Here is a 12,750-nt window from a genome sequence, read left to right on the forward strand (position 1 = left end):
CCCCGACTCGTCGTGATGATGACACGGTCCAACGCCTCACCCGACGCGAACGGCCCAACTCGTTACCTGCCGGGCGGGGGTGAACCTCGTGGCCGACAGGTCAGTAAGCATTTCGCTTCGCGCCCGGGTGGCCGACTTCGTCACCGGCATGGGTGCGGCGAAGAAGAGCACCCAGGACCTGTCGCGCAACATGACCGAGACCGGCGCTTCCGCGGACAGGATGCGCCAGCGCCTCGAAGCAGCCACGCGGGCACTACCGAAGATCCAGATCGACGCCGATTCGACCGCAGCCGAGATCAAGTTCGCGCAATTGCGTGCCGAACTGGAAAAGCTCGCCAGCAAGCGCATCGGGATCGACATCGATGCCGACGCCGCCCGCACCGAAATCGCGGAGATCGAACGGCAACTGGAGCAGCTCCAGCGCTCCGAAGTGGACATCAACGTCCGCGCCGACATCGGCACCGCGCTGGCCGAACTGCGGGCGATGGACGGCGAGGTGTCCCGCCTGGACGGACGCCAGGCCCACGTGCGCGTGGACGCCAACGTCTCCGGCGCACTCGCGAACATCGCCCTCGTAGCCGCTGCACTCGCATCGCTACCGGCGGTTACCACGATCGCTGTCGGGGTCGCCGGCCTCGGAGCGGCCTTCACCGCCGCCGGGCTCGGCGCCGCGGCGTTCACCGCCGCAGCCGCACCAGGGTTCGGCCGCGTCACGGAGGCGCTGAAGGCGCAGGAGGCGGCAGCCAAGAGCGCCGGAGGAGCTACGGGCGGAGCCGGACAGTCAGCGGCCCAGGCGGCTCAGCAGGCGCTCCAGCTTGAGGCGGCGGAGAAGCGGCTGGCCGATGCTCAGCGCGAGGAGAAGCAGGCACAGGAAGACCTCACACGAGCGCGGGAGGCTGGCCGCCGGGCGCTTGAGGACATGAACTTCAGCCTCGAACGCAGCATCCTCAGCCAGAAGGACGCGGCTCTCGCCGTCCGCGAAGCCGAGGCGCGCCTGTCGGAGCTGCTGGCCCGCGGCGATGCATCCGACCTGGAGATCGAGCGGGCGATGCTCGGCGTCGAGATGGCGCAGCAGAGGGCCCGTGAGCAGGAGGTCAAGACCCAGCGCGCCCGCGAGGACACCGCCGCGGCGAACAAAAAGGGCGTCGAGGGCACCAAGGAATACCAGCGCGGCCTGGAGAACCTGCGCCAGGCACAGGACAAGGTCGCCCAAGCGGAGATGCAGCTCAAGATGCTGCACCTCCAGCAGCAGGCCGCCATGTCCGGCGGCGGAGGTGGCGCATCGAAACTCGCCGATGCGTTCGCCAACCTGAGTAAGGCCGAGAAGGCGCTGGCCGTCGACCTCAAGGCGTTCATCGACGAGTACACGCGCTGGCAGCAATCCCTTCAAGCGGACACGTTCAAGGTCATCTCAGGCGGCCTGGACCTCATTTCCTCACAGCTGCCGCGCCTGTCTCCGATGGTTACAGCCACCGCCGCTTCGTTCCTGATCCTGGAGCGGGACGCGCAGCGGGCTCTTGCCGGCCCGTTCTGGTCTCAGTTCCTATCCAACGTCACTCAGCAGATCCCGACCGCGATCGTTGGACTCGGCCGGAGCTTCGGGAACGTGACGACCGGCATCGCCGGGATGATCAACGCGTTCCTGCCCTTCACTCCCACGATCGTCGGCGGGATCGAGAGAGCGACGGCAGCGTTCTCCCAGTGGGGTCAGCAACTGGCCGGATCGAACGAGTTCCGCCAGTTCATTCTGTTCGTCCAAGAGAACGCCCCACGCGTCTGGGAGATGATCAAGAATGTTGCCGGCGCCATCGGCAACATCGTCACAGCGCTCGCCCCCCTCGGCGTCGGGCCGCTGGCAGGACTCAATCTCCTCGCATCGATCGTCCGAGGCATGGACCCCGGCCACATCCAGATGATCGCCATCGCTATCGGCGCCGTCTACACCGCGGTCAAAGCGGGCCAGGCGATCAACGCGGCCGTGACCGCCCTGACCAACCTGCAAACCCGGATGGACGCAGTCGGCAACTCCGCTGGCGGCGCCAAAGGGAAGATCGCATCCTTTGCCGGGGCTCTCGGGGCCGGCGGGCCTTGGGGCGTCGCCATCGCCGCAGGCATCACCGCACTTGGGATCTTCGCTCAACGGCAGGTTGAAGCCGAAGGACGGATCAGGGAGCTGACCGCGACCCTGGACCGGCAGAGCGGCGCCGTTACCGCGGACACGCGGGAGTGGACGAAGAACCGCCTCGAAACCGAAGGCGCCCTGAAGGCGGCGCAGCAACTCGGCATCCCTCTGCAGATGGTGACCGACGCCGCTCTCGGCAACAAGGCCGCACTTGAGGGTGTCAACGCAGCGATGGCCCGCTTCACCGACGTGTCTCAGGGTGCCAAGGTCATCGGAGGCTCGTGGGCTGGGACAGTGGACGAAAACGTGCGCGCCGCCAACCTGCTCAAGGCGGCGCTCAGCGACACCAACACGGAGCTGGGCGATTCGGTTGCGGCACACCAGCGGCTCGCCGAGGCCGGTGGGCAGACCGCTACATCCAGTCAGACTGCCGGATCTGGCATCACCGCAATGGGTGGTCAGGCAGCGACAGCCTCCGGCCAGGTGATGTCGCTGCGAGACGAGTTGGACAAGCTGACCGGCTCGAACTTCGCGGCCGAGCAGGCCAACATCGCGTTCGCTTCCGCGCTCACTCGGGCGAAGGACGCAGCGACGCAGAACGGCGCCGCGACCAACACCAACACACAGGCGTACTGGAACAATCGATCCGCCTTGCTGGATGTCGCCAGAGCCTCCAATGACGTGCGGACCGCCCTGGAACAGCAGGGCGTTCCTATGGAACTGGTCAACGAGAAGGCCAGGCAGCAACGGGATGCGTTCATCCAAGTCGCCGAGAAGATGGGCTACACGAAGACTCAGGCCAAGGCGATGGCCGATCAGATGGGGCTCATCCCCAGCAAGATCGAAACCAAGGTCGACGCGCCCGGAATGCCGAAGACCAAGCAGGAATTCATCGACCTGGCCAAGGAACTCGGCGTTGGTAGAGATCGAGCCGAGGAACTCTGGCAGAAGCTCAAGCGCCTCGACGGCATGCAGGTATCGGCGACCTTCACCCTCCGCGAAGCAATGATCCGCAAGCAGGAGAACATCAAGGCACGCGCCGGCGGGATCCTCTCCTACGGCGGCGGGCACGCCATGAGGGCATTTGCCACCGGCGGCATAGAGGCTTACGCCGCAGGCGGGAGACGCCCCGGCCCACATGTAGCTACGAGCCCGACAGTCCTGTTCGGCGAGGGCTCAGGGCCTGAGGCGTTCATCCCCTACGAGCCGCGATTCAGGAGCAGAGCCGAAGCACTCGTGCAGCAGGTTGCTTCAGATTTCGGCATGCGATCCGAACGGTCGGCACCATCCAAGGTGTCTACGCCACAGCAAATGACAGCGATGAGAAGCCCTGGAGGATCTGCGCATAGCAGCACCGGCGTATCTCGTGATTCGGCGGCGACCGCCAGTGGCGGCGCATCGGTGAACTTTTTCGGCACAACGATTCGCGAGTCCGTGGATGTTGCTGTGGTGTCGGCACAGATTGGTCAGGTCCTCGATAGCCGCGGCTGAGCCCGCTCTTCACAACCACCTGATGGGAGGGCGGGCTCAGCCATGCCTTGGGATCCAGATAGCGGCCTGACATTCGGCGAATGGATGCGCGGCGGAGAACGCGTAGGTGAGGGCCGCACGGCTGATGTGGTCGTCGGGGAAACGTCCTGGGTGACCCGGGACCAGGTGGCCGAGGGGCGCACGCCCGACGGCGGCCGATTCAAAGCGGTCCGGGATCAGGCCGGTCACATCGTCACCGAAGAGACCACTTCGTCAGGCCGTCAGCGCAAACACGTCACGATCAACCTCGGTTAGGAGGCATCCGTGGCGATCACGCAAGACGGATGGTTCAACGACACCTACGTCAAGGTGTTCAGGCAGACCGTCACGATCGACGTCGGTAACACGACGCCGGGGACGTTCAAGGGCGCTCTGTGGACGGGTTCGGTGACGCCGGACTTCAGTCAGACCAACCCGGCCTACAGTTCGAGCCCCTGGAACAGCGGGGAGACGTCCGGGCCCGGCTATTCCGCCGGCGGCAACAACCTGACCGTGGTCTCGTTCGCCGAGTTGTCCGGGGTGGCGAACAAGGTCGGCTGGCGGTTCTCGGCCACGAGCTGGACGAGCGCCACGATCGCGGCTGAGGGGTTGCTTGTATACGCGCCCGGCATCTCCAACCGCGCGTTCCTTCTGCGGTACTTCGGTCAGAGCTACGACAGCTCCGACGGTGATTACACCGTTACGCCCGACGCCACCGGACTTTGGCGCACAGTGCTACGCAACGCCGCCTGACCCGATTCTTTCCGCTCTGCCCCGCCCAGGTGCGGGGCTTTTGCATGTGAGGAGGGCCAGGTCATGGCCTTGTACTGGGCTGCCAACGGGGCGATGCCGACGACGGCGGCGCTCTCGCCGGTCACGACCGGTACGTCGATCAAGACGCTGCTGCAGATCGCCACACCGTCCACGCGGGTCATCCGGATCGTGGAGTGGGGGATCAGCTTCGACGGCTCCGCCGCAGCGACTCCGATCCGGTGTGAGCTGATCCAGACGGATGTAGCGGCGACGGTGACCGCGCATGTCGCCGCCGGCGTGCAGCCGTACGACGACCCGAACGCGCCCGCGAGCCTGGTGACATTGGGTACGTCGGCGACGGGCTACACCTCCACCTCCGAGGGGTCCACGACGGCCACCCGTTACATGGACCTGCAGCTGGTGTCGCCCACCACCCAGTACGTGAAGTTGTGGCCATTGGGCCGCGAGCCGATGGTGCCGGTCAGCAAGTTCCTGCGGGTGCGGGTGACGGCAGGTGCCGCAGTGAATGCGTACACCTATGTGGTGTGGCAGGAGGCGTGAATGGCGATCGCGATCCACGGCTCTACGCCGGCGATCGTGGCGGGCGCCTCGTCCACTCAGACCACTGCGGCGTTCAATCCGCCGGCAAGTTCGGTGCTGGTGGCGTGCATGGCGTTCGAGGCCAGCGGTGCGAACGGAGCGACGCTCACGCTCGGAAACACGGGTACCTCGCTCACCTGGACTCTCCGGTCCCGGCGAGACGGTAGCGAGGGCGGTGCCGAGGACGGCATCGTGGCGATCTACACGGCGGTCAATGTGGCCGCGCAGACTGGGATTGACGTGTCCGTCACGAGCAGCCGTGAGGATGACGCCGGCGCGTTGAAGGTGTTCGTGGTGACCGGAGCCGACGTGACCGGCCCGGTGGGTGCGGTGGGTGAGGGCTCATCCACGACGGACAACATCACGCCGAACGTGTATACCTCGACGGCAGCGAACTCGAGGGCGTTCGGGATCGGCCAGGACTGGAACATTCAAGGTGCCCCGACCAGCTCTGACACTGGTTTTCCCTGGGATGTTGATGAGCGGACGAGCGGGATCGCGGTCCACAAGGCGGCCGACACCGCGACAGCTGGATCGACCGTCACGCTGAACTTCAACTCGGCCGGCGCAGCGCCTGCGTGGAACTGGGTGGCGGTCGAGATCAAGCCCGCCGTGGAGTTCATGCCGCGCCTGCCTGTCGTGATCGGCCAGGCGATACAGCGCGCCTCCGTCTACTAGCTGGGAGGCGTGGTGGCTCGTCTCGGCCGGTCGCATCCGATCCCGCCCACGATCAAGAGCCCGCTGCGGTTCTCGCTGCGAGAGATCACCCTGGGCGTCTTCGAGTCGGTCTCGGAGTGGCCCGCAGTAGAGGTGACGACGCCGAACGTCAGCCTCTTCCTGCCGCCGTTCGAGTCGGCGTCGGAGTGGCCGACACTGTCGTTCGTCCGCGACCAGGTCTTCACCCTGTCGGCCTTCGAGAGTGTCTCGGAATGGCCGACGCTCACGGTCTCGATTCCGATCAAGCCCGGCGACAGCCTGACCGGGGCCGATGGAGAGATCGAGTGGAACGGCACCTTGTGGGGGCCGACCACGGACGTGCGGGTCTTGGTCCCAGTGGAGGGCTGGCTGTCGATGCCCGGCATCGACAACCTCAATGTGGAGAAGCCGACGCAGCACGGCGCGTGGGATGCCCGGAAGCTAGCCCAGCAGCGGATCGTCAGCTTCCAGCTGCAGCCGAACTCACGCGATGACCCGACGCAGGTACAGACACTCATCGACGCGATCACCTCAGCGACCGGCATCCCGGAGTCGGAGGATCCACTGCCGCTGGTCATCAAGGCGTATGGGGAGCCGAAGCTGGCGTTCGGGCAGGTGATCGCCCGGCCGCTGGTGCTGGACGGCGACTACAACGTGGGTCTGCCGACGGTCGGCGTGGTGATCGCGTGCGGGGATCCGCGCCTGTACGGGCTGGAGCCGCACGGCGTCACCGTCGCGGTGTCCACGCCGACCGCCATCGCCAATGCAGGCAACGCCGCAACGCATCCGATCATCCGGCTTGAGGGCCCCGTCACCAACCCGGTCCTGGTCAACTCCACGCTCGGCCGGACGCTGCAGTTTTCGATCGTCGTGCCCGAGGGCGAAATCCTGGAGATCGTCACCGGCGATGGCACGGTGACGATGGATGGCGACAACCAGATGTCCACCCTCGCCGGCTCATCCGTCCCGGTCCAGGACTTCGTTCTCGCCGCCGGCTCCAACCTGATCACCTACACGGTCACGTCCGGCGGCGGTGGCGGAGCCGACTTCTTGTGGCGGGACGCCACCCTCTAAAGAGCCGGGGGTGACGGGTGACCGCGTTCGTCCGCAGCTCCATCACCGGCACAGGCGTCGGCTCCTCCTGGACCTGCCAGCCGCCGCCCGGATACAAGCCCGGCGACCAGCTCATCGCCGGACTGGTCGTGGACTCGGGCGGGGTAGCGGACCTGTCTCCGGGCTGGGAGTGGCTCGGCCGCATCTCCGGTGACATCAACTGGCTGTCGGCGATCGACGTCTACTGGCGGACCGCGACCGCCGCAGAACCCACCTACACGATCTCGCAGGCCGAAACCGCGGACGGCGCGATCGTCATCGCCGCCCTGGGTAACGCGCTCGGCATCCCGCAGGTGTATGGCACTGAGGTGCAGCCGGCCACCACGGCTGTGGAGTCGCCGTCTGCTCTGCCGGAGTGGCCGCTGGGGCTGGATCTGCGGATCGCCGCAGGGGTGCCCAACAACCAGCCGGTCTCGTGGAGCACTCCGCTCGGGTACACGCTGATCGGGTCGGCGCAGTCTGAGGACGACGTCGCCATCACGATGTGCGTCAGTCCGCTGGCCTCGACGGCGCCGGTCGACGAGGAGACGCACTTCGCGTCCAACGTGCTGGTGTATGCGGGCGCGTACACGGTCCTTGTCCGGGCGAGGCAGGCGCCGGTTCCGCAGCCGCCGGTGGTGCAGCCCTTTGCTCCCGGCCGCGGCTCCTCCAGCTACCGGTACGTTTTCACGCGGCTGCTGGACCGCACGTATCTGGGTGACCTTGACCTCGTCAACGTCGCCTTCGACAAGCGGATCCTCCAGCCGGGGACCCTCAATGCGGCGATCCCGATCCCGTCCCGCAAGGTCGGCGACCAGGTCGCGGAGATCATCCCGCGAGACGCCACCGAACTTGGTAGCGGCCCAGGTGTGATCACCTGCCAGATCTACCGCGAGGGCGAGCCCTGGGGCGAGTACTGGATCACCAAGGCCACCCCGTCCCGAGGCCGGCGCGGCACGCCCGCGATCGCGCTGCAGGGCTCCACACTGGACGCCTACCTGGCCCGGGTGGAGATCCAGGATGATCTCGTCTTCGGCGGCGACGATCAGATCGCGATAGCCCGGGGCCTGCTGAACTCACTGCTGGGGCAGGCCAACGCCAACATCTCCCTCAGCCTCCAAGCCGGAACCTCCGGCGTCGTCCGCGATCGCACCTATCTGGAGTCCGAGGGCGGCACCTACGGGCAGCGGCTGATCGAGCTGGCGCAGGTGGACGACGGCTTCGAATGGATGATCAACCTTGAGCTGGTGGGCGGCTCCCTCGTACGCCGCTGGGTGTGGGGCTACCCGACGCTCGGCACCCTGGACCCGCCGCCGCACCTTTTCGCGGACGGGCGCAGCGCCGGAGACATCCTGGACTGGTCAGAGGAGATCGACGCCCTGCGCGGCGCCACCCGCTGGCGGGCCCGCGGCTCCACCGTCTCCACCGACGCCTCCACCACCTCCACACCCGTCGTCTCCGGCGTGCACTCCGCGACCGCCCACCTGGCGGCCGGGTGGCCGCGCCTGGACCGGACCCTGTCCTACAGCACGGTCACACAAGCCGCCACCCTGGACGACTACGCCGCCTTCTGGGCGGCCAAAGCAGCAGGCGCGCTGCGTGTCGATCAGGCAACCGTCGCGCTCGGAAAGATCCCCTCGCTCACACCCAACAACCTCGGCGACGCCGCCCGCTTCTATCTCAACAACGAGTGGCACCGCGGCGAGTGGCGCACCCGGCGCATCATCGGCATAGGCATCACACCGTCCTCCCGCGACCACGGCAAAGAGGAAGCACGGCTGGTGCTCGAGGGGCAGGAGGCGCCAGGTGCCTAACGTCTACCCCGGCGACCCTTGGGAACGCATCCGGCAACTGGAACGCGATGTGGAAGAGCTGAAGGCGCTGCTGGGAGTCCGGCAGCCGCTCACCAAGGCATCCGCCGGCTGGGAGATCCCCTCGCAGTCGACTCCCGCCGTGCCGGATACGGGCGGCCACCTGTACGCCTCCGGCGCGGACCCGTACTGGAGGGACTCCTCTGGCCTCTCCTACACCCTGAAGCCGCAGGTAGTTCCAGGCGTCTCGGTTGCTGACCCGCCGGACTTCACATCCTCCTCCTCCGCAGGCCCCACGTATGACAGCTCTGTGCAGAACATGCTGACCAATCTGCGCGCGGACGCGGCAGGCACCAAAATCGCCCTCGACAACCTGCTGTCATCCCTTCGCGGCGGTGGAGCCATCGCCAGCTGATCGTGGACGTCCGGTCATCGGCTCACTCCTGAGGGTGCTGCGTGCATGCCGGTGATGGGAGCACGGACGGCCACCTCATTGATCGTGCCGCCCGTCTTCTGGGCCGGAAGCCCACGAGGGTGCGGACGGGCGGCACTCCTTCACCCTCCAAGACCGATGCCGGGAGGCGTCTCGTGCTGCGACGACATCTGCACGCCCTCTGGCGGCGCCTCGGCCGGCGCGGCGTCTTTCTCCTGTTCGTCGCCTACCTCTACACCGTCTACGGAGGTTTGGGATTTCTCCTCGCTCCACCGGAGACGCGCGCCAACCCCACTTACGTGTGGCTGGCGACGCTGTTCCCGCTCAATGTCTGGGCGGCCCTGTGGCTGCTGGCTGGCGCGTGCTGCCTGGTGCAGGCGTGGCAGCGGTGGGACCGCATCGCCTACTCGGCCGCGGCTGGGCTCATGGCGGCGTTCGGGGCCATCCACCTGGTGGGCGGCATCGCAGGCGTGCTGCCGCGCGGCTGGGTGTCGGCGTCCATCTGGTTGTTCTTCGCCGGTGTCATCGCCCTGATCTCCAACTGGCCGGAAGCCTGGGACCGCGGCCGGAGGTGAACGATGACGCCTGAAATCTGGGTCTCCATCGTCGCCGGCGTCTCGGCGGTGGTCGGCGCAGGCTTCTCCTTTCGTGCCAGCACGAGGGCGAACCAGCTGGCCGAGCGCAAGGTCGAGCAGGAGGCGTACGACAAGAACATCGCCTACTACGAGAAGCTCGTCGCCCGGCTGGAGAAGGACCTCGACCAGCTTCGGGCCACCGTCGATCGGGCTAACGACCAACTGGCGCACGAGCAGGACGTCTCGAAGGCGCTTCGCGACCAGATCCGCACCATGCAGCGGCAGCTCGACATTCTGGAGCGGACCCTCAATGAGCTGCGCGGCTCCACTGACCGGCCTCAGGCGATGGAGGGGCAATGAGTGAGAAGACCGAAGCCGAGCTCACCACCGAGGGCGTGGATGTCCGTCAGTGGGGGCCATCTGAGGGCGACGAGGAGCTCGTCCTGCGCGCCTTGTATGGCGAGCCGGACCAGGATGGCGTCTACCGCGGTGTGGGGTCGGCGTGAGCGCGGCGAGCATGCTGGCGGCGATGCGCTCCTACCTGGGCACTGAGGGCAGGCCGAATGTACTGACCCGCCGGTACGCGGCCCGGCACGGAGCCGAGTTCTTGCAGGCGCCGTGGTGCAACATCACCATCACCGAAGCGGCGCGGGAATCCGGCAACGGGCTTGCGGTCCTACCAGACGGCGACAGGGCGTACACAATCTGGCATGCAGAGGACGGCCGCGACCTGGGCCGCTGGCATGAGGGCACGGTGCAGAGCATCCGCCGATTCGCGGAGCCTGGCGCGATCGTGTTTTTCGATTGGGCTGGCACAAACACCATCGCCAAGATCGACCATGTCGGGATCATCGAGAAGGTCCTGGACGACGGGCGTATCCAGACCATCGAAGGCAACAGCGGAGACGCCTGCAAGCGGCGCGTTCGTAGCGCGGGCGTCATCGCAGGCTTCTGGAACCCGCCCTACACCGCCGACGCACCGAAGGACGAAGTGGAGGTTCTCGTGGCCAAGATGCCGCTGCTCAAGGTCGGCGCCAAGGGAACCGCGGTGAAGCGCGCCTTCTACCTGCTGATGTCTCATGGCTACGGCATCGACCCGGGCGTCTACGACGACATGACGTACACGCGGGCTATGGGGGAGAAGGTTGCAGCCTTCCAGAAGGCGAAGAAGCTCACCGCGGACAAAGAAATTGGCCCACTGACTTGGGCCGCTCTGATCAGCGCGTCCTGATCGATGAGGCCAACTGATCACGACTGAGATCCGGTGCTCGTGTGCCACTTCTCAGTCACCTGAGGCGCACCCGCAGAGGTGCGCCTTCGTATGTCACCTCCTTGAGGAGCACTTTCAAATGCGCATCACCAAGAGCTTCTACGCGCGGTGATGGACAGTCAGCGTGCCGCGGCGTTGAACGCCGCTGTCGCCGTGCATGCCGCGTTCGGTCTCAGGCTGCATCGCGGCGTCGACCGTGACATCACCGCCCGGCAGGCCGAGCTGGCGATCCGCCGCACTGCGGACGTGTTCGCTGCTTGGCTGGCCGGCACTTCCCGGATCCGGCTGGTGCCGGGCCCGGTCGTCAACGAGTGGACAGGTGAGCCTGTCGATCACATTCAGGGAGCAATCATGCAGATGAACACCGGCCAGAAGTGCAGCATCGTCTGCGACACCGAGGACGCCGCCGGCTACGACACCGTCGAGACGATCGAGTGGTCGCTGGACAACCCGGACGTCGCCACGCTGCAGGTGTCTGAGGACACCCGCACCTGCACGGTCGTGTCCGGCGCTCCGGGGTCGGCGGTCCTGACCGCGTCCATCCCGGCTCTCGGCCTGTCGGCGACGCTGGCCGTCGATGTGGTGCCCGCGGGTACGGCCACGATCGAGCTGGTGCCTGGCGAGGTCGTGAGCGAGTAGTGGACGGCTTCAAGATCCTGGGCCGTGACCCGGCCGCGATCCTGTACGGCCTGCAGTCGCTGCTCGCGGTCGTGGTCGCCTTCGGTGTGATCACGGGCAGCGCGGCCGACTACACGATGACGGTCGCGAACGGCGTGATGGCGCTGACCGTGGCATTGACCACGAGGCCGTTCGTCGTCGCCGCGATCACCGGCGCCGCGCAGACGATTCTCACGGGCATCGTGGCGTTCGGGATCGACGGCCTGACGTTCACCACTGAGCAGCAGGGCGTCATCATCGCCGCCCTGTCGGCGCTGCTGGGCCTCATGCTTCGGCCGAACCAGGAGCCGAAGGAGACGGCGGTCACCCGGGCATGAGCGTGGTGTCTGTCCGCCTCTCAGACGAGCTGGCGGACCATCTGCGCCTCGCGGCGATGCCGGCCTCGGGCGGCTTCTGGTCGCCGTCCAGCGGAGCGCTGCACCTGACGTGCGCGGGCTGCGGGTCGCCTTTGCCCGTGAAACTCACGGTCACGAACTGACCTGCCGCCCGTCTTGCGGAGTGGCTTGACGATCAAGTGCTGGTGATGGAGGTCTAATGCGTCCCGCACCCGACTTCTTCGAGGATGACGAGGACCCGCGCCGCGTCCTGGCGGTGTTCGAGTCTGGCCAGCAGCGGGTCACCACACAGCCGCCGATCTCCAGGCACGTCGCTGAGCTGCTGGGCATCCCGCTTGATGATCCGGATGTGGCGCGGGAGGTGTGATGGCTCCGATGCTCGGCCGCCAGGCGTGGGGGCGTGTGGTCTGCTCGCGCGGTGACGGGCCGCGAAGCGTGAAGGTGGAGCGGGCCAGGGAGAAGCGGGATTTCGCCCGCGAGCTGCTGCCTGGGCGCTTCCGGGACTCTATGCGGTTCGAGGACGGCGACTGCCTCCACGGCTGCAACGGCGGATGCGTGTACGGCGGCAGCGACGTGTGCACGTTCGTCTGCCACGAACTGGAGCCTCACGTCGAGGCGGTGTTCGACCGGCTGGACCGGCGGGCGATGGAGATCCTCAACGAGGAGATCATCCAGTTCGCCGAGTGGTCGCTGCCGTTGGCGGTCGAGGCCGCCGAGCTGATGGGCGTCGTCTGGGACGACGACTAGGTTCGATCATGCCGTGATGTCGCGTTGAACTCGACATCGCGATAGGTCTGAGGCGTATCGTCGTAGAGCGCCGTCGCCTCGAAACGTGGACGCCCCCGCCGTGAAGCGGAAGGCCCCGCTCGTCTCCTT

The 12,750-nt window shown here is 66.8% G+C and carries 15 protein-coding genes; all 15 read left to right on the forward strand.

Annotated elements, in window-relative coordinates:
- The first annotated feature begins 127 nt into the window (after positions 1 to 127).
- The 15 genes from FVE25_RS42665 (at position 128) to FVE25_RS42735 (ending at position 12,621) form a co-directional block, all read left to right on the forward strand.
- Positions 128 to 3,613 carry a coiled-coil domain-containing protein gene (locus FVE25_RS42665; RefSeq protein WP_157253217.1) on the forward strand — a complete coding sequence of 1,162 codons (3,486 nt, stop codon included), beginning with the start codon at positions 128 to 130 and terminating at the stop codon, positions 3,611 to 3,613.
- 303 nt (positions 3,614 to 3,916) lie between these two features.
- The gene (locus FVE25_RS42670) at positions 3,917 to 4,384 is read left to right on the forward strand and encodes a hypothetical protein (RefSeq protein ID WP_157253218.1); all 468 of its coding nucleotides are present in this window, start codon (positions 3,917 to 3,919) and stop codon (positions 4,382 to 4,384) included.
- Positions 4,385 to 4,447: 63 nt separating this feature from the next.
- Positions 4,448 to 4,945, forward strand: a complete 498-nt coding sequence (locus FVE25_RS42675; protein WP_157253219.1) for a hypothetical protein — start codon at positions 4,448 to 4,450, stop codon at positions 4,943 to 4,945.
- Positions 4,946 to 5,662: a hypothetical protein gene (locus FVE25_RS42680; protein ID WP_157253220.1), complete on the forward strand. Its 717-nt coding sequence runs from the start codon at positions 4,946 to 4,948 to the stop codon at positions 5,660 to 5,662.
- 132 nt (positions 5,663 to 5,794) lie between these two features.
- Positions 5,795 to 6,754, forward strand: coding sequence for a phage distal tail protein (locus FVE25_RS42685; protein WP_157253221.1), 960 nt, complete (start codon positions 5,795 to 5,797; stop codon positions 6,752 to 6,754).
- A gap of 17 nt (positions 6,755 to 6,771) precedes the next feature.
- A complete protein-coding gene (locus tag FVE25_RS42690; protein ID WP_157253222.1) occupies positions 6,772 to 8,586 on the forward strand; it encodes a hypothetical protein in 1,815 nt (604 codons plus the stop codon).
- Complete coding sequence (locus FVE25_RS42695; RefSeq protein ID WP_157253223.1) at positions 8,579 to 8,998, forward strand: hypothetical protein; 420 nt, start codon at positions 8,579 to 8,581, stop codon at positions 8,996 to 8,998. Before FVE25_RS42690 ends, FVE25_RS42695 begins: the two co-directional genes overlap by 8 nt.
- Positions 8,999 to 9,171: 173 nt before the next feature.
- On the forward strand, positions 9,172 to 9,591 hold the full coding sequence (locus FVE25_RS42700; protein ID WP_157253224.1) for a hypothetical protein: 420 nt from the start codon (positions 9,172 to 9,174) through the stop codon (positions 9,589 to 9,591).
- 3 nt (positions 9,592 to 9,594) lie between these two features.
- Positions 9,595 to 9,951, forward strand: a complete 357-nt coding sequence (locus FVE25_RS42705; RefSeq protein WP_157253225.1) for a coiled-coil domain-containing protein — start codon at positions 9,595 to 9,597, stop codon at positions 9,949 to 9,951.
- Complete coding sequence (locus tag FVE25_RS42710; RefSeq protein ID WP_157253226.1) at positions 9,948 to 10,097, forward strand: hypothetical protein; 150 nt, start codon at positions 9,948 to 9,950, stop codon at positions 10,095 to 10,097. The genes FVE25_RS42705 and FVE25_RS42710 overlap by 4 nt, the downstream gene beginning before the upstream one ends.
- Positions 10,098 to 10,120: 23 nt before the next feature.
- The gene (locus FVE25_RS42715) at positions 10,121 to 10,822 is read left to right on the forward strand and encodes a CHAP domain-containing protein (RefSeq protein ID WP_246268311.1); all 702 of its coding nucleotides are present in this window, start codon (positions 10,121 to 10,123) and stop codon (positions 10,820 to 10,822) included.
- Positions 10,823 to 10,972: 150 nt separating this feature from the next.
- Complete coding sequence (locus FVE25_RS42720; protein ID WP_157253228.1) at positions 10,973 to 11,500, forward strand: hypothetical protein; 528 nt, start codon at positions 10,973 to 10,975, stop codon at positions 11,498 to 11,500.
- On the forward strand, positions 11,500 to 11,856 hold the full coding sequence (locus tag FVE25_RS42725; protein WP_157253229.1) for a hypothetical protein: 357 nt from the start codon (positions 11,500 to 11,502) through the stop codon (positions 11,854 to 11,856). Before FVE25_RS42720 ends, FVE25_RS42725 begins: the two co-directional genes overlap by 1 nt.
- Positions 11,857 to 12,073: 217 nt before the next feature.
- Complete coding sequence (locus tag FVE25_RS42730; protein WP_157253230.1) at positions 12,074 to 12,241, forward strand: hypothetical protein; 168 nt, start codon at positions 12,074 to 12,076, stop codon at positions 12,239 to 12,241.
- A complete protein-coding gene (locus tag FVE25_RS42735; RefSeq protein ID WP_157253231.1) occupies positions 12,241 to 12,621 on the forward strand; it encodes a hypothetical protein in 381 nt (126 codons plus the stop codon). The genes FVE25_RS42730 and FVE25_RS42735 overlap by 1 nt, the downstream gene beginning before the upstream one ends.
- Positions 12,622 to 12,750 lie beyond the last annotated feature (129 nt).

It is taken from the genome of Nonomuraea typhae, assembly GCF_009760925.1.
GTDB lineage: Bacteria > Actinomycetota > Actinomycetes > Streptosporangiales > Streptosporangiaceae > Nonomuraea > Nonomuraea typhae.

Excerpts from the sequence above, each read along its gene's own strand:
- FVE25_RS42680 (WP_157253220.1), top strand. The coding sequence starts at position 4,946 with ATGGCGATCGCGATCCACGGCTCTACGCCGGCGATCGTGGCGGGCGCC.
- FVE25_RS42705 (WP_157253225.1), top strand. The coding sequence starts at position 9,595 with ATGACGCCTGAAATCTGGGTCTCCATCGTCGCCGGCGTCTCGGCGGTG.
- FVE25_RS42730 (WP_157253230.1), top strand. The coding sequence starts at position 12,074 with ATGCGTCCCGCACCCGACTTCTTCGAGGATGACGAGGACCCGCGCCGC.
- FVE25_RS42715 (WP_246268311.1), top strand. The coding sequence starts at position 10,121 with ATGCGCTCCTACCTGGGCACTGAGGGCAGGCCGAATGTACTGACCCGC.
- FVE25_RS42735 (WP_157253231.1), top strand. The coding sequence starts at position 12,241 with ATGGCTCCGATGCTCGGCCGCCAGGCGTGGGGGCGTGTGGTCTGCTCG.
- FVE25_RS42710 (WP_157253226.1), top strand. The coding sequence starts at position 9,948 with ATGAGTGAGAAGACCGAAGCCGAGCTCACCACCGAGGGCGTGGATGTC.
- FVE25_RS42720 (WP_157253228.1), top strand. The coding sequence starts at position 10,973 with ATGGACAGTCAGCGTGCCGCGGCGTTGAACGCCGCTGTCGCCGTGCAT.
- FVE25_RS42675 (WP_157253219.1), top strand. The coding sequence starts at position 4,448 with ATGGCCTTGTACTGGGCTGCCAACGGGGCGATGCCGACGACGGCGGCG.